The organism is Streptomyces sp. NPDC050564, assembly GCF_044457265.1.
Lineage (GTDB): Bacteria > Actinomycetota > Actinomycetes > Streptomycetales > Streptomycetaceae > Streptomyces.
Genome location: NZ_JBITGS010000043.1, coordinates 57,558 through 73,284 on the forward strand (window position 1 = coordinate 57,558; position 15,727 = coordinate 73,284).

The window sequence follows — 15,727 nt, forward strand, 5'->3', positions numbered from 1 at the left end:
GCGCGCGCTGGGGTGGGGCGCGGGTCTGCCTCGGCGGGGCGGGGGGGGGGGGGGGTTGGGGGGGGGGGGGGGGGCGGCCCCCCCCGCCCCCCCCCCCCCCCCCCCCCCCCCCCCCCCCCCGCACCGGGGGTGACCCCCGTTCTCCAGGCAGAGGGCACCGGTGTCCGAAGCGGTCGTGCGGGCCCGCTCGCTCACATGGCGCTGTTGCGGAGTGTGCGGGGGGCGTAACCCCGGGCGCTCCCGAGGTGTGACGAACCGGAAATTCGATCTTCCTACGGTGCTGAGCCATGGGGCCGCCCGTCACTGGCGGGACGAGCCCGGCTCGGGACGGTACGCGCGGCGCGGGGTGGAGTTTCGGTGGCATCTGGCTCGAAGGACGGCAGCGTCCGCACGGTCTGTTCGTACTGCGGGGTCGGCTGCGGGATCGTGCTCGACATTGCGCGGAACCCCGCCGACGGCCGCCGCCGCGTGGCAAAGGCATCGGGCGACAAGGCGCACCCCACCAACTTCGGCCGCCTGTGCACCAAGGGGGCGACGAGCGCGGACATGATGGCCGCGCCCGGGCGTATGGCGAAGGCACTGGTGCGCAGCGAGCGAGACGCCCAGCCGGCCGAGACCGATGTGGACAAGGCCATCACTGCGGTCGCCGGCCGCCTGCGCAGGATCCTGGACGAGCACGGACCCGACGCACTGTCCTTCTACGTGTCCGGGCAGATGTCCCTGGAGGCGCAGTACCTGGCGAACAAGCTGGCCAAGGGCTTCGTGCGCACCAACCAGATCGAGTCGAACTCCCGGCTGTGCATGGCTTCCGCGGGCTCCGGCTACAAGCTGTCGCTGGGCGCGGACGGCCCGCCCGGCTCCTACCAGGACTTCGACCATGCGGACGCGTTCTTCGTCATAGGCGCCAACATGGCCGACTGCCACCCGATCCTCTTCCTGCGCATGATGGACCGGGTCAAGGCAGGAGCGAAGCTGATCGTCGTCGACCCGCGCCGCAACGCCACCGCCGACAAGGCCGACCTCTTCCTGCAGATCAGGCCCGGCACCGACCTGGCCCTGCTGAACGGCCTGCTGCACCTGCTGGTCGCGAACGGCCACACCGACGAGGAGTTCATCGCCGAGTTCACCGAGGGCTGGGAGGAGATGCCCGCCTTCCTCGCCGACTACCCGCCCGAGAAGGTCGCGGAGATCACCGGCATCCCCGAAAACGACATCCGCCGGGCCGCCCAGTGGATCGGCGAGGCCGGTGAGTGGATGAGCTGCTGGACCATGGGCCTGAACCAGTCCACCCACGGCACCTGGAACACCAACGCCCTGGTCAACCTGCACCTCGCCACCGGCGCCATCTGCCGCCCGGGATCCGGCCCCTTCTCGCTGACCGGCCAGCCCAATGCCATGGGCGGCCGCGAGATGGGCTACATGGGCCCCGGTCTTCCCGGCCAGCGTTCCGTGCTGGTCGACGCCGAGCGCGCCTTCATCGAGAACCTGTGGAGTATTCCCGAGGGCTCCCTGCGGACCGAGGTCGGGCGCGGGACGGTCGAGATGTTCGAGCAGATGGCGGCCGGTGACATCAAGGCGTGCTGGATCATCTGCACCAACCCGGTCGCCTCGGTCGCCAACCGCAAGACCGTCATCGCCGGTCTGGAAGCCACCGAACTCGTCATCACGCAGGACGTCTTCGCCGAGACCGAGACCAATGCTTATGCCGATGTCGTGCTGCCCGCGACGCTGTGGGCGGAGTCCGACGGCATCGTGATCAACTCCGAGCGGAACCTCACGCTCGTTCCGGGCGTCGTCGACCCGCCCGGACAAGCGCTGCCCGACTGGCAGCTGATCGCCCGTGTGGCCTGCGAGATGGGCTTCGCCGAAGCATTCTCCTACACCTGTGCCGAAGAGGTGTTCGAGGAGCTCAAGCAGGCGTGGAACCCCAAGACCGGCTGGGACCTGCGCGGCGTGACGTATGAGCGGCTGCGCACCACACCGGTCCAGTGGCCGGCGCCGGCCGCCGACGGTCCGGACCGCAACCCGATCCGCTACGTCAACGACGGTGTCAGCCAGGCTCTCCTGGAACGCGAGGACGGTACCTGCCCCCGCCTGGCCTTCCCGACCGCGAGCGGACGCGCGCGGTTCTTCGCCCGCCCGCACCTGCCACCGGCCGAACTCCCCGACGACGACTACCCGTTCGTCCTCAACACCGGCCGGCTGCAGCACCAGTGGCACACGATGACCAAGACCGGAAAGGTCGCCAAGCTCGTCAAACTCAACCCCGGCCCGTTCGTGGAGGTCCATCCCGAAGACGCCGACGCGCTCGGGATCGCGGAGGGCGACCACCTGGAGGTCGCCTCCCGCCGCGGGCGCGCCGTACTGCCCGCGGTGGTCACCGACCGGGTCCGGCCGGGCACCTGCTTCGCCCCTTTCCACTGGAACGACCTGTTCGGCGAGTACCTCAGCATCAACGCCGTCACGAGCGACGCCGTCGACCCGGTCTCCTTCCAGCCCGAGTTCAAGGTCTGCGCCGTCGCCCTCGCCAAGACGGCGGCCCCCGTACCGGCGGCACGCCCGAGCCTCCACCCCGAGGCCGCAGCGGACGCCACCGCACACCAGCACCAGCACCACGGAGCGCCGGTGGCCCCTGCCCCGGTCCCGGCCGCCGCAGCGGCAGCCCCGCCGGACTCCCCCATCCACGCGCTCGCCAGGCTGTTCGACATCACCGACCTCGCTCCCGCGGCACTGGCCGAGCCGGAGCGCCAGTACCTCTCCGGCTATCTCTCGGGTCTCGCCCTCACCCCGCCCGACGGGCGCGTCCCCGTCCTGCCGCCGGGCGCACCCTTCGATCCGGGCCACGCCTTGTGGGTCGACGGCGTCCTCGCCGGCATGTTCTCCCGCACCGCCGCACCCGCCCTCGTGCCCGCGCAGAAGGGCTCCCCGGCAGCCGACACGGCCGTACCGACCCGCCGCCTGGTCATTCTGTGGGCCTCACAGACCGGCACCGCCGAGGAGTTCGCCGCAGGCGCCGCCACCCACCTCACCCGGGCAGGCCGCACCCCCGAACTGCTGCCCATGGCCGACGCTTCCCCGGCACACCTCGGCACCGGCACCGATGTACTCCTCGTCACCAGCACCTTCGGCGACGGCGACGCCCCCGACAACGGCGCCGACTTCTGGCAGACGCTGTCCGACCCGGAAACCGGACGGCTGGAGGGAATCCGCTACGCGGTCCTCGCGTTCGGCGACTCCCACTACGACGACTTCTGCGGCCACGGTCGCCGACTCGACGAACGGCTCGAAGCCCTCGGGGCCACCCGGCTCGTCCCCCGCGTCGACTGCGAGCCCGACTACGAAGAGGCCGCCGAGGAGTGGCTCGGCCAGGTCGTCACCGCCCTGGCCACACCCGACGACCGGCAACCCGGGGCCGGGGGCGCAGCGGGGACGACCGCCCCCACTCCCACCGCACCCGCCGTCACCACCACCGTCGCGGCCACACCGGCCGTCGCCTCACCCACGCCGGCTCCGGCGCCGCCCGGCTACACCAAGGCATCGCCGTTCGCCACGCTGCTCATCGGCAACAGACTGCTGAGCCTGCCCGGCTCCCAGAAGGAGGTCCGGCAGTTCGCCTTCGACACCCGCGACGGCGAACTCGACTACGACGCCGGGGACGCCCTCGGCGTATGGCCGGCCAACGGCGCAGGTCTCGTCGCCGAATGGCTCGCCCTCACCGGACTCGATCCCGAAGAGCCCGTCGACCTCGGCGACGGCGCACCCATCCTCCTCGAAGAAGCCCTGCGCACCCGCCTGGACATCGCCCGCATCAGCACCGACCTGCTCAAGTTCATGGCGGACCGCACCGGAAGCCACGAGCTGAAGCGACTGTTGCGGCCGGACAACAAGGACGCGCTCGCGAAGTGGAGCTGGGGCCGCCAGGCCGCCGACGTCGTCGCCACGTTTCCCGTGCGCGCTTCAGCAGCGGAGTGGACGGGGACTCTCAAGCGTCTCCAGCCCCGTCTGTACTCCATCTCCTCCAGCCCGCTGGCGCACTCGAGCGAGGTCCGCCTCACGGTCTCCGTCGTCCGCTACACCAACGACCTCGGCCGGGACCGCAAAGGCGTGTGCTCCACCTACCTCGCCGACTGCGCGGACGACGGACCCGTGCAGGTCTTCGTGCAGCGCTCCCCTGACTTCCGCCCGCCCGCCGACCCCGCCACCCCCATGATCATGGTCGGCCCCGGAACCGGCGTGGCGCCCTTCCTCGGCTTCCTCGAAGACCGCCAGGCCCGCGGCCACACCGGCCGCAACTGGCTCTTCTTCGGCGAACAGCGTCAGGCCACCGACTTCTACCACCGCCAGGACCTGGAGACGTACCAGGCGTCCGGCCACCTCGACCGCCTCGACGTCGCCTTCTCCCGCGACCAGCGCAACAAGATCTATGTGCAGGACCGTATGCGCGAACACGGCGCCCGCCTGTGGCAGTGGCTCCAGGACGGCGCCCACTTCTATGTCTGCGGCGACGCGACGCGCATGGCCAAAGACGTCGACCAGGCGCTCAAGGACGTCGCCACGACTTACGGCGGCATGGACTCCGACGAAGCCACCACCTACGTCAGGCGCTTGTCCGCGGACAAGCGCTACGTCCGCGACGTCTACTGACACCCGTCATTCGCCCTCCTCCGCCAGTGCCCGCGTGATGCGGTCGGAGGCTCGCCGGGCCTCCGTCGCCGGGTCGGAGCCATTGAGGACCTTCGTCATGTACGCCTTGATCGGGTTGTCCGCCTCGACGGCGGCCCACTGGGGCGAGGAAGGGGTCGCCCGGCCCTGCGCGGCAGCCGCCGCCATGGCCGCGACTCCCTCATCCCCCGCCACCGCGCCGGCGAGGGTGGTCTTGTTGGGCACATAGCTCATCGTCCGGGCCAGCTCGGTCTGCCACTTGGCACCGGCGAGGGCCGCGACGACGGCCGTGGCACCCAGCCGATCGTCCGTGTTCTTGGGCACCACGAGGTCGGAGCCGCCGGTGAAGACCGCGCCGGGCTCGGCGGCCGTCCTGCCGGGCACGGGGAAGAAGCCCAACTTCCCCTTGAGGGCGGGGTTCGCCCGCTCGATGGCCTGAGCGAGCCCGGGCACGGCCACGAGCTGAGCTACTCGCCCCTTGGCGAACACCCCGGCCTGCGGCGGGTGTTCCTCGTCGGCGTTCACGGGTCCCTCGCCGAGTGCCTGCAGCCGCCGGTAGAAGTCCATGCCCCGCAGCGCGGCCGGGGTCTGCAGGGTGCCCTCCCAGGTCCCGGCGGAGGCCTTCTTCGCGAGGTCGCCGCCCTCGTCCCAGATGAATCCGGCGAGCGTGTACCAGTCCTGGCCCGCGAGATAAATCCCTTGATTTCCGGAGGAGTTGAGCTGTTCGGTGTCTGTGAGCCACTGGTCGCGGGTCTTCGGAGGCTGCTTGACACCGGCCCGCGCGAACAGGTCCTTGCGGTAGATGACGACGCGGTTGGCCGCGTACCAGGGGATGCCGAACTGACGGGTGTTGAAGCGGCCGGGCTCGGCGAGGCCCGGCAGCCAGTCGTTCATGCCCCAGTCGCGCATCGACTCGAGAGTCAGGTCGCTCAGTCCGCCACCGTCCACGTACTGAGCGACCTGGGTGTTGCCGACCTCGATGACGTCGGGCGCTCCCTTGTCCTCCCGTTTGAGCGCGGCCTGGACCTTCTCGCCGATCCCGGTCCATTCCTGGATGCGGATGTCGAGCCGCAGGTCGCCGTGTGTCCGCTCGAAGTCCTCGGTGAACCGCTTCAGGAATTCCTTGGACGCGCTGTCCTTCATCAGCCACACCGTCACGGTCCGCCGCTCCGTGCCCCCTTCCGGCAGGGCACCGCAGGCGGTGAGCAGGGAGGCGGCGACACATACGAGGGCGAGGAGGCGATGTCTCACGAAAGGTCCTGTTCTGCCTTGCGGACAGGGGTCAAGGGCCCGACGTGGGGGACGAGCTCAGCGCTCGCACGGGTGTTCTGGATTTTGGTATGGACCAATCAGCCCCGTCAAGGGCTCAGCTTCCGGGCACGGTGTCCTCGAAGGCGGTCCCGGCGCTGCGGTACGCGGTGACCTCGGCGGCCACCTGGGCGGGACTGAGGACTTGGTCCTTGACGAGCAGCACATAGTCGACCTGTTCGTCGTAGGCGCGGGGCGTCGTGCTGGTCTGCCCGGCCAGGTCGATGAGCCATTGGTTGAAGTTGATCGACATGGGGCGCTCCGGCAGGTACGCGGCGTCGTGCGTGCCGAAGAGCTGTCCGTCGATGTAGTACTTGATGCTGCTGCCGTCGATCGTCACGACCAGGTCGTGCCAGCCGCTGTAGCTCTGGCGGCCCTCGGTGTGCTGGTTGACGGCCCGCCACGGGTCAGGGTTGTAGGTCTCCCAGGACGTGGTGTAGAGGATGTTCGACGGCTCGCCCCAGCCGCCGTTGGGCAGATACTCGAAGTCGTACTCGGAGTAGTCGTCGGCCATCGGCGCGGTGAGGTCGTTGATGGTGAAGAACGTCTGGACGAGATGGTCGCCGTCCGGCCCCACCTTGGGCGCGTCGGAGAACTTGACCCGTGCCGCGTACGTCCCGTTCTTGAACTTCATGGCCTTGGTGAGGACTTCGGTCTGTTCCGTCGAGGCGCCGGTGCCCGCGGTCGATGTCTCCAGGTTCATCACCGAGTTGCCGCCGGAGCTCACGAAGGTGACGTTCTCCGGGGCCCAGGTCGCGCCGGGCACGCCGGGGCCACCGGAGTTGGAGCGGACGTTCCAGCCGTGCTCGGAGATCTTCGGATCCGTGTGGCCGGTGTAGTTGAAGTCGTCGAAGAGCGCGGCGCCGCCGGAGGGCGGGTCGGTCGGATCGGGATCCGGGTCGGGGTCGTTGCCCGCCGGAGCGGTCCCCCAGACGAGCGTGTTCGCGCGCGTCGCCGTCACCTTGTCCCAGTTCGCGTACGAGGTCCGCGTGGCGCCGAAGGAGTAGTCGTCGCTCTGGTTGAGGGTCTGCCAGTCGGAGCGGTAGAAGCGCAGCTGCATGTCGCCGGTGTCGGCGCCGGCTGCGAGGCTGCCCGCGCCGGAGGTGAAGCCGATCTCCAGGTAGCGGTCGGCCGTCGCCGTCGGCTGCGAGAGGGTTCCGAAGGTGCCGGTGATGTTCGAGCAGCCCTTCACCGCCCAGGAACACGCGAAGCGATAGGTGGTGCTCGCCGAGTCCGCCTTGAAGTAGTAGCGGACCTTGACCTCACTCAACTGCAGCGATCCGCTGCCGGTGTTGGTGACTTTCAGCCAGGGCTCGCTCTGGTCGGCGCTCGCACCGGTCGCGCTGGTGCGGTACTGCACGCTGAGGCCGTCGGCGGCCGCGGTGGCGGGCAGAGCGGTGAGTCCGGCGAGGGCGAGCCCGGCGGCTGCCGCGACGCCGATGGCCGTACGCATTCTGGTGCCTTGTGGGTTCATCTGATTCCTCCATGGATTCTCCGCCCTTCAGTGCGGAGCAGAAACGGACTCCTGCGGAGCAGGACAGGAAGAGCCGATTCGCCACACGGACGGTTCGGCGTCCAACAACCAGTTATCCGCAGCGAGTTACGCGATGGAGTGCTAGTTTGTGAGCTGTGACCACTCACGTGAAGCGGGCGTTCAAGTACCGCTTCTATCCGACTGATGCGCAGGCGGCCGAGCTGTCGCGCACGTTCGGGTGTGTGCGCAAGGTCTACAACCTGGCGCTGGCCGCTCGTACCGAGGCGTGGGCGCGGCAGGAGCGGGTCAATTACAACGCCACGTCGGCGATGCTGACGGCATGGAAGAAGACCGAGGAGCTGGCCTACCTGTCCGAGGTCTCTTCGGTGCCGCTGCAGCAGTGCCTGCGGCATCTGCAAGGGGCGTTCGTCAGCTTCTGGGAGAAGCGGGGCAAGTATCCCCGCTTTAAGTCCAGGAAGAAGTCCCGCCGCTCGGCCGAGTACACCTCGTCGGCGTTCCGCTACCGCAACGGCACTGTGACGCTGGCGAAGATGAAAGACCCGCTTCACATCGTGTGGTCGAGGCCGCTGCCCGAGGGGTCGGTGCCGACGACGGTGACCGTCTCGCAGGACGCGGCGGGACGCTGGTTCGTCCCGGTGGGGCGCCATCACCACCTCGTGGCCGCGGCGGGCCGCGGCGAGACCGTCGGCCGCGTCCCGCCAGGGCAGCACGGTGAAGGAACGCGGCAGGGTCACCCCGTCCTCGCACCAGCCGAGAGGCCTGCGTCCGCGGCGGACGAGGAACTCTCCGACGCGCCCCATGAACCAGCCGTGGAGCTGCTCGGGCCCCGCGAGCCCCTCCTCCCGTGCTCGCATCCGCGCGCCAGGATGCGCCGCCCATTCGGTGGTGGGGCACTCGTCGCCGCCGACGTGGATGTACGGCGAGGGGAAGGTGTCCATGACCTCGTCGAGGACGGTGCGGCAGAAGTCCAGGGCCTGGTCGTGGACGCCGAGCACCTGCTCGGACACACCCCACTCGGTCCACACCTCGAGCCGGCGATCCGGGTCGTTGCCGAGTTCGGGGTAGGCGGCGAGGGCGGCCCGGACATGGCCGGGCATGTCGATCTCGGGGACGACGGTGACCCCCCGCGCGGCCGCGTGGGCGACGAGACCGCTCAGCTCGGACCGCGTGTAGCTGCCGCCGTGTGGAAGTCCGTCCCCGCGGGTCTGCGCACGCCGGGCGCCGATCTCGGTGAGCTTGGGGTAGGCGGCTACGGGCATGCGCCAGCCCTGGTCGTCGGTGAGGTGCAGATGCAGGGTGTTCAGCTTGTGCAGCGCCAGTAGGTCGATGAATCGCCTTATGTATGAGGCGGGTTGGTAGTGCCGGGCCACGTCGAGCATCGTCCCGCGCCACGCGTGGCGCGGGACGTCGGTGATCCGTACGCAGGGGAGGGTCCAGGCGACACCGCGTACGGGGCCGGCGGCGAGGGCGTCCGGCGGCAGCAGTTGGCACAGGGTCTGGACTCCGCGCAGCAGGCCGGTGGGGTCGGCCGCGTGCAGGAGTACGGCGTCGGGGGTGACGGTCAGCACGTATCCCTCCGGGCCGAGGGCGGTGAGCGTCGTATCGAGGGCGAAGGCGACCTGTCCGTCGGCGGTCGCGGGCAGGGGCAGCCCGGTGGCAGGGGCGAGGAGTTCGCGCAACAGTGCGGCGGCAGCCTCGGCGCCGCGTGCCACCGTGAGGCCGGTGCGCTCGTCGAGCGTGAACTTCCCCGGCAGCACCACGAGTTGGCTGGGCACGGGAAGCAGCGGTACGTCGACTGCGGGCATGACTGAGGTGCCTTTCGCGACCGGATTGACCTTACCAATTGGTCAACTGACCTCTTGCGCGACATGAAGGTGGCATAGACCAATAGGACCGTCAAGGGTCCCTGCAGCAAGGGGATTTGAAGCCCCGCTCGGAGACATGGCTCGTCAACTGGTCAACCAGCCAGCTACCATCGGCTTGACCAGCTGAAGGCGAGCACCGGGGAGCGGGCGACCCATGGACGGCGTACTGAAACGGGAGCGGGTCCGCGACTTTCTGCTCGGACTCGTCGAGGACCGCGGGCCGGGAGCGGCCATTCCCTCCGAGCGCACTCTCTGCGTCCAACTCGGTGTCTCGCGGCCCACGTTGAGGGCGGCGGTCGATGAACTCGTCGCCACAGGGCTGCTGGTGCGCGAACACGGACGGGGTATGTTCGTGGCACCCGCGAAGATCACTCAGGAGATCGTTCCGGACCGGCAGACGGCGAGCGTGCCGCTGGCCACCGGCAGCTGGTCGAGCCGTGTGCTGGAGCTGGCGACCGTCCGCGCGGGCGCCAGGATCGGCCGGAAGCTGCGGATGTCACCGGCCGCCGAGCTGGTCTACATCGCGCGGCTGCGGCTGGTCGACGGTTCCCCCATGGCGATCGAGCATCTGCACATCCCGGCCGCGCTGGTGCCCTCGCTCACCCCGGCCGAGCTGGAGGCCGGGGACCTCTACGCCCATCTGCGGGAACACCACCAGGTCCATGTCCACGAGGCGACCCAGTCGATCGAGCCGACGGTCGTCAGCGAGGCCGAGGCCAAGGTGCTGGGCGTCCCGGTCCTCTCCCCCGCGCTGCTGATCGAACGCCTGACCACGGACACCTCCGACCGGCCGGTGGAGTACGTCCACTCCCTCTACCGGGGCGACCGCTACCGCATCGTCTCGCGGCTGTCGCTGGGCGCGCACCACGGCCGTAGGGCCCGGGACACGCCCGAGGACTTCACCCAGGGCATCCCCGACATCTCGCGGACCGCCGCACTGTGGGGCACCGTGGAATGACGCGTGGCACACCCGCCACGGCGGAGAGGAGCACCCGCATGTCCGAGAACACGTACCGGGTCACCGAGATCGTCGGCACCTCCCACGAAGGCGTCGACCAGGCGATTCGCAACGGCATCACCCGCGCCTCGCAGACTCTGCGCAACCTGGACTGGTTCGAGGTCACACAGGTCAGGGGACAGATCGAGAACGGGCAGATCGAGCACTACCAGGTCGGCCTGAAGGTCGGCTTCCGGCTCGACGAGGGCGACTGACCCTCCCCTGGGGCCCCTGCCGGGCCCCTTCAGAGTCTCGCGCACCCCTCAGGTGCGGCCCTCCCGCTCCTGCGCGTCCTTGAGCGCCTCGGACGTGGCAGCCCAGCGCGCCCGTACGACCCTGAAGCCCGCCCGCTCCGCGTCCTCGCAGACGAGCTCGTCGTCGTCCACGAGGACGCGGATGTCACGGTTGCGGGCCAGCCGGCGGAGGATCTCCAGCTTGGTGTGGCGGGCCGGCCTGCGGTCGTCGTTGCGCCGCATCCAGATGCGCCCGTCGGGCAGCCCCTGTGCGGCCAGCCAGTCGACTGTGTCCCGGCGGCACCGCTCGGGGCGGCCGGTGAGGTAGACCACCTCGCACTCCTGCGCGCTCTTTTGCACCAGCGCGATGCCCTCGGCCAGCGGTGGGTCCTGCGACGCGGCCGCGAAGAACGCGTCCCAGTCCCGCGGTTTCCGCTCCAGGAACCGCTGTCGGTGCGCGGTGTCCGCGAGTGTGCCGTCCAGGTCGAACACGGCGAGTGGTCTGCTGCTCTTCTCCTTCACGCGGACCACCCTAGACAGGGGCGAGAACACCCCGTGCGCCGCGGCAGGCGATCCCTCGCGTGAACACGTCCAACTTCCGCCTCGTCAGGCTCTGTTCACATCACCCAGCAAGCCCTTACCGTAATGCCTCGCACAGCATGTCGTACAACATTCGGTATTTCGAACAAAAGCAGGGTGGTGGGGGGACACCGCCACCCCGGCTTCGGGCATGCGGAGGTCTTCGTGAACCCCCCTCTCGACAGACGTCGCTTCCCCGCCGTCACCGGGTGGCGGAAGTCGCCGCGCCGGCTGCGTGACCGATCCAAGGAGAGCCGCACATGATCGCACCAGGCCTACCGTCACGCCCCGCGCGGCCATCCCGCCGGAGCCTGCTCCGCGCGATGGTCGCGCTGCCCGCCACCGCCCTCGTCCTCGGCGAGCTGCCCGGACTGCTCGGCACCGCCGCGGCGGCGGCGCCGGCCCGGGGCCATGCCACCCACTACACCATCGTGCCGTTCCTCAACAGCAACGACGGCACCGTCAACGTCTATGAGTCGGACGACGCCACGGACTTCCGGCTGCTGAAGGCCTCCGCGTACACGCCGCCCAGCAACCGGATCCGAGACGCCAGCGTGTTCAAGCACACCGACGGCTACTACTACATCACCTACACCACACATACCTGGCAGGACGTCAGCACCACCATCGGCTTCGCGCGCAGCTCCGACCGGGTCAACTGGACCTTCCTGTACGACTACACGGTCCCGATCGCCAACCTCTCCCGCGCATGGGCGCCCGAGTGGTTCGTGGACAGCGACGGCAGCGTGAACATCATCGTGTCCTGCTCGGTCACCAGCGACGAGTGGATCTTCACGCCGTATCTGCTCAAGGCCACCAACTCCGCGCTCACCGCATGGAGTTCACCGGTGGCCCTGTCCGGCATCGGCGCCAACCACATCGACACGTTCATCGTGAAGACCGGGTCGACGTACCACGCGTTCACGAAGAACGAGACAACGAAGTACATCGAGTACGCGACCGCCTCCAGCCTCACCGGCTCGTACACCATCCAGCGGACCGGCGACTGGGCGGGCTGGGGCGGCACCCGTGAGGGCCCGGCCCTGATCCAGCTCGACAACGGCGGTTGGCGGATCTTCTTCGACGGCTACGGCGACGGCAGTTACTACTACAGCGACAGCTACGACACCTTCGCCACCTGGAGCGCCCCGAAGAAGCTGCCGGGCATCTCCGGCACCGCACGCCACTTCACCGTGATCAAGGAGACCGTCTCCGCCGGCGCGAGTTTGCCGACCGGCGTCACCCGCTCCTTCCAGTCGGGCAACTACACCACCCGCTACTTCCCTGTCCTGCTCCGCAGGAGTCCGCTTCCTCTCCGCCCTGAAAGGCGGAGTATCCACGGAGGAATCAGATGAGTGACCGATCCGGCCCGCTGCAGCCAACCCGCCGGGGCGTGTTGGGGGCGATGGCCGCCCTCACCGCCGGTTTGACCCTCGGTGCCCCGTCCGCCCGTGCCGCGACGGGAACCTCGTACGTGATGGGCTACTTCACGGAGTCCCCAAGCGGCAACGGCTCCGACTACGGCCTCCATCTGGCCGTCAGCACGGACTCACTCCAGTGGACCCCGCTGAACCAGAACAACCCCGTCGTGACCCCGACCGGGGGCACCGGCGGACTGCGCGACCCGTTCACCCTGCGCAAGCAGGACGGCACGTTCGTGGTGCTCGCCACCGACCTCAAGGGCACCGACTGGAGCCTGCAGAGCCAGTACGTCCACGTATGGGACTCCACCGACCTGCGCACCTTCACCAACTACCACCGGCTGAAGCTGCACGACATGGCCACGCACAGCTGGGCGCCCGAGGCCTTCTGGGACGCGGGCCGCGGCCAGTACGGGATCATCTACTCGGCCGTCAACTCCAGCGGCCACAACGTGATCATGGTCAACTACACCACCGACTTCGTCACGGCGTCGGCTGCGCAGGTCTTCTTCGACCCCGGATACGACGTCATCGACGGCGACCTGGCCGTGGGCGTCAGCGGTGTGAACTACCTGTACTTCAAGAAGGACCAGACACTGGTGGGCGCCAGGTCCACCTCGCTGAACCCCGGCAGCTTCACCGTGTTCAGCACGCCGGTCTCGCACGGCGGCACCGAGGCGCCGATCCTCGTGAAGTCCCAGACATCGAGCACCTGGTACCTGTGGGGCGACACCTACACCCCCAACGGTGTCTTCTACGCCTGGCAGAGCACCGATCTCGCCGCCGGCACGTGGACGGCGGTCGATCAACGCCTCTATACGCAGCCCGTCAACTCCAAGCACGGCACCATCCAGCCGATCACGACGACCGAGTACAGCAACCTCGTCGCGAAGTGGGGCGCTCCGGCCTGGAATCGGCTCAAGTCCTACAACTATCCGGCGCGTTACGTCCGCCACTCCAACTACGTCGGCAGGATCGACGAGTACCCCTTCGACCCGTACACCGACTCCCAGTGGAAGCTCGTGCCGGGTCTCGCCGACAGCGCGGGCGTGTCCTTCCAGTCGGTCAACTACCCGACCCGCTATCTGCGGCACTACAACTACCAGCTGCAACTGGACGTCAACGACAGCACGACGACGTTCGCGCAGGACGCCACTTTCTACCGGACGGCGGGCCTGGCCGACACCTCATGGTCGTCTTTCCGCTCCTACAACAATCCGGACCGTTACATCCGGCACGCAGACTACGTCCTGCGCATCGATCCGCTCTCCACCAGCACCGACAAGGCCGACGCCACGTTCTCGGTCGGCTACTGACCGTTCGTCACCCCACCCAACAACCACCACCGGGAAAGGTCACCCATTCGACACAAGAACTCCCGTTCCCCGGCGCCAGGTCCTCCACAGGAGACAGCCGGACACTCACTCACACACGCCAGAACACACTCATGCGCTGTCATGCGGCAGCGGCTCACACCCCTTTGACGCCTCCAGGAGACACCCCCCATGTCACCTCTCCGCAGAGTTCTCGCCTGTCTGGCAGCGGCAACGGCCGCTCTCGGCGGGCTCACGGTGACCGCTCCCGCCGCGGCCGCCGCCGACTCGGGCTCGTTCAGCGTGCTCAGCTACAACGTCGCCGGACTGCCGGAGTCGCTGTCCAGCGCCTCGACGCCGCGGGACACCAGCACCACCGAGATCGGCCGACGCATCGCCCCGTACGACATCGTCAACGTCCAGGAGGACTTCAACTACCACGCGTACCTGTACTCCACCGACACTCACCCCTACCTCACCGCGACCAGCGGCGGCGCGGGCATAGGCAGCGGCCTCAACACCGTCTCCACCTACGCCTGGGACGGCGACGACTTCGAACGCGTGGGCTGGAACGACTGCCAGGTGGACTCGGGCGACTGTCTGACCCCCAAGGGCTTCAGCTTCATGCGCGAGCGCCTGGCCGAAGGCGTGTACGTGGACTTCTACAACCTCCACACCAACGCCGGCACCAACGACGGCGACCTGGCGGCGCGCGCCGCCAACCTCGCCCAGCTGACCTCGTTCATCGGCACCCACTCGGCCGGCAACGCGGTGGTGGTGATGGGTGACACCAACACCCGTTACACCCGCTCCGGCGACACCATCGCCGAATTCGCCTCCGCCAACGGCCTCACCGACGCCTGGGTCAAGCTCATCCGCGGCGGCACCCCGCCCGCCAAGGGCAGCGACGCGCTGGTGTGCGACCAGACCGGCGCCACCGTGCCGAACACCTGCGAGGTCGTCGACAAGGTCCTCTACCGCGGCAGCAAGCTGGTGACCCTGAACGCGACCTCGTACAACAACGAGCACGCCAAGTTCCTGACCTCCGACGGGCTCATGCTCTCCGACCACGACCCGATCACCGTCGGCTTCACCTGGTCGCGCAACGCCGCCTTCCAGCTCAGCGACCAGTTCGGCGGCCCGCACGGGGACTACTTCAACGACATCGACAGTGTGCGGGCCGGCGCCCGGGCCACCACCGTCTCGCTGCGCAGCGGCTCGCGCGTCGACCAGATGGGGCTGACGCTGAGCAACGGCACGACGCCGACGCACGGAGGCACGGGCGGCACCGCCTCGTCCCTCGCCCTCGGCAGCGGTGAGTACATCACCTCGGCGCAGCTGTGCCAGGGCGTGAAGGACAGCCACACCCGGATCTTCTACGCGAAGTTCAGCACGAACCTGGGCCGCAGTCTGGCGGGCGGCACGACGACGTCGGACTGCGTGACCCGCACCGCGCCGTCCGGCTGGCAGATCGCCGGCTTCCACGGCCGCGCGGGCGACGAGGTCGACAAGATCGGCTTCATCTACACCCAGCGCTGACCCGACCGTCCCGGACAGCAGTGCCCCGCCGTGTCTTCGGACACGGCGGGGCACGGGCTCACGTGACCGACTCGCTTACGAGGAGAGCCACTCGGTGGCGTTCAGGGCGAGCGCCGCGTTGGTGGCGTCGGTGTCGTTCCAGCCGTCGTACAGCGTGTTGCCGGACTGGCCGGTGCCGTCGTCGATCGGCGAACTGTCGCCCCAGAAGGCGACCTTGCCGCTGCCGAAGGTGCTGGTCGCGAAGAACGCGCCGGTGTTGCCCGAGTAGCCGGTCCGGTAGAGCAGGCCCTTGACGGCCGAGTTGTCGGCGGGCTT

Annotated in this window: 8 protein-coding genes and 4 pseudogenes; 7 read left to right on the forward strand and 5 right to left on the reverse strand. The window is 69.0% G+C overall.

Translation table 11 applies throughout. The annotated features are described in order from the left end of the window. The first annotated feature begins 357 nt into the window (after positions 1-357). Positions 358-4,644 carry a molybdopterin-dependent oxidoreductase gene (locus tag ACIBK0_RS43390; protein ID WP_399093192.1) on the forward strand — a complete coding sequence of 1,429 codons (4,287 nt, stop codon included), beginning with the start codon at positions 358-360 and terminating at the stop codon, positions 4,642-4,644. 6 nt (positions 4,645-4,650) lie between these two features. Here ACIBK0_RS43390 and ACIBK0_RS43395 read toward each other — a convergent pair whose 3' ends face one another. Beyond that, positions 4,651-5,913, reverse strand: a complete 1,263-nt coding sequence (locus ACIBK0_RS43395) for an extracellular solute-binding protein (RefSeq protein ID WP_399093195.1) — start codon at positions 5,911-5,913, stop codon at positions 4,651-4,653. 115 nt (positions 5,914-6,028) lie between these two features. Continuing rightward, positions 6,029-7,444, reverse strand: a complete 1,416-nt coding sequence (locus tag ACIBK0_RS43400) for a cellulose binding domain-containing protein (RefSeq protein WP_399093198.1) — start codon at positions 7,442-7,444, stop codon at positions 6,029-6,031. 155 nt (positions 7,445-7,599) lie between these two features. Between ACIBK0_RS43400 and ACIBK0_RS43405 the strand changes: the two are divergent. Continuing rightward, positions 7,600-8,097: pseudogene (locus tag ACIBK0_RS43405) on the forward strand (RNA-guided endonuclease InsQ/TnpB family protein); the annotation flags it as partial. A gap of 63 nt (positions 8,098-8,160) precedes the next feature. Here ACIBK0_RS43405 and ACIBK0_RS43410 read toward each other — a convergent pair. Beyond that, positions 8,161-9,270, reverse strand: a pseudogene (locus ACIBK0_RS43410) (beta-N-acetylhexosaminidase); the annotation flags it as partial. A 214-nt stretch (positions 9,271-9,484) separates the two neighbouring features. On the opposite strand from ACIBK0_RS43410, the gene ACIBK0_RS43415 reads away from it, so the two are divergent. Both ACIBK0_RS43415 and ACIBK0_RS43420 read left to right on the forward strand, forming a co-directional pair. Beyond that, positions 9,485-10,288, forward strand: coding sequence for a GntR family transcriptional regulator (locus ACIBK0_RS43415; protein ID WP_399093201.1), 804 nt, complete (start codon positions 9,485-9,487; stop codon positions 10,286-10,288). A gap of 38 nt (positions 10,289-10,326) precedes the next feature. Continuing rightward, the gene (locus tag ACIBK0_RS43420; RefSeq protein ID WP_399093204.1) at positions 10,327-10,542 is read left to right on the forward strand and encodes a dodecin; all 216 of its coding nucleotides are present in this window, start codon (positions 10,327-10,329) and stop codon (positions 10,540-10,542) included. A gap of 48 nt (positions 10,543-10,590) precedes the next feature. On the opposite strand, the gene ACIBK0_RS43425 is transcribed toward ACIBK0_RS43420, so the two are convergent. Continuing rightward, the gene (locus ACIBK0_RS43425; protein ID WP_399093207.1) at positions 10,591-11,082 is read right to left on the reverse strand and encodes an HAD family acid phosphatase; all 492 of its coding nucleotides are present in this window, start codon (positions 11,080-11,082) and stop codon (positions 10,591-10,593) included. A 317-nt stretch (positions 11,083-11,399) separates the two neighbouring features. On the opposite strand from ACIBK0_RS43425, the pseudogene ACIBK0_RS43430 reads away from it, so the two are divergent. From ACIBK0_RS43430 to ACIBK0_RS43440, 3 genes and pseudogenes are all read left to right on the forward strand, one after another. Next, positions 11,400-12,422, forward strand: a pseudogene (locus ACIBK0_RS43430) (glycoside hydrolase family 43 protein); the annotation flags it as partial. A gap of 68 nt (positions 12,423-12,490) precedes the next feature. Continuing rightward, positions 12,491-13,876, forward strand: a complete 1,386-nt coding sequence (locus tag ACIBK0_RS43435) for a glycoside hydrolase family 43 protein (RefSeq protein ID WP_399093210.1) — start codon at positions 12,491-12,493, stop codon at positions 13,874-13,876. 189 nt (positions 13,877-14,065) lie between these two features. After that, positions 14,066-15,412 (forward strand): jacalin-like lectin, encoded by a 1,347-nt coding sequence (locus tag ACIBK0_RS43440; protein ID WP_399093213.1) that lies wholly within the window; start codon positions 14,066-14,068, stop codon positions 15,410-15,412. A gap of 75 nt (positions 15,413-15,487) precedes the next feature. On the opposite strand, the pseudogene ACIBK0_RS43445 reads toward ACIBK0_RS43440, so the two are convergent. Continuing rightward, positions 15,488-15,727, reverse strand: a pseudogene (locus ACIBK0_RS43445) (hydrolase); the annotation flags it as partial.

What these genes read in the sequence shown, in the direction of transcription:
- ACIBK0_RS43415 (WP_399093201.1), top strand. Translation starts at nt 9,485, where the DNA reads ATGGACGGCGTACTGAAACGGGAGCGGGTCCGCGACTTTCTGCTCGGA.
- ACIBK0_RS43420 (WP_399093204.1), top strand. Translation starts at nt 10,327, where the DNA reads ATGTCCGAGAACACGTACCGGGTCACCGAGATCGTCGGCACCTCCCAC.
- ACIBK0_RS43440 (WP_399093213.1), top strand. Translation starts at nt 14,066, where the DNA reads ATGTCACCTCTCCGCAGAGTTCTCGCCTGTCTGGCAGCGGCAACGGCC.
- ACIBK0_RS43435 (WP_399093210.1), top strand. Translation starts at nt 12,491, where the DNA reads ATGAGTGACCGATCCGGCCCGCTGCAGCCAACCCGCCGGGGCGTGTTG.
- ACIBK0_RS43400 (WP_399093198.1), bottom strand. Translation starts at nt 7,444, where the DNA reads ATGAACCCACAAGGCACCAGAATGCGTACGGCCATCGGCGTCGCGGCA.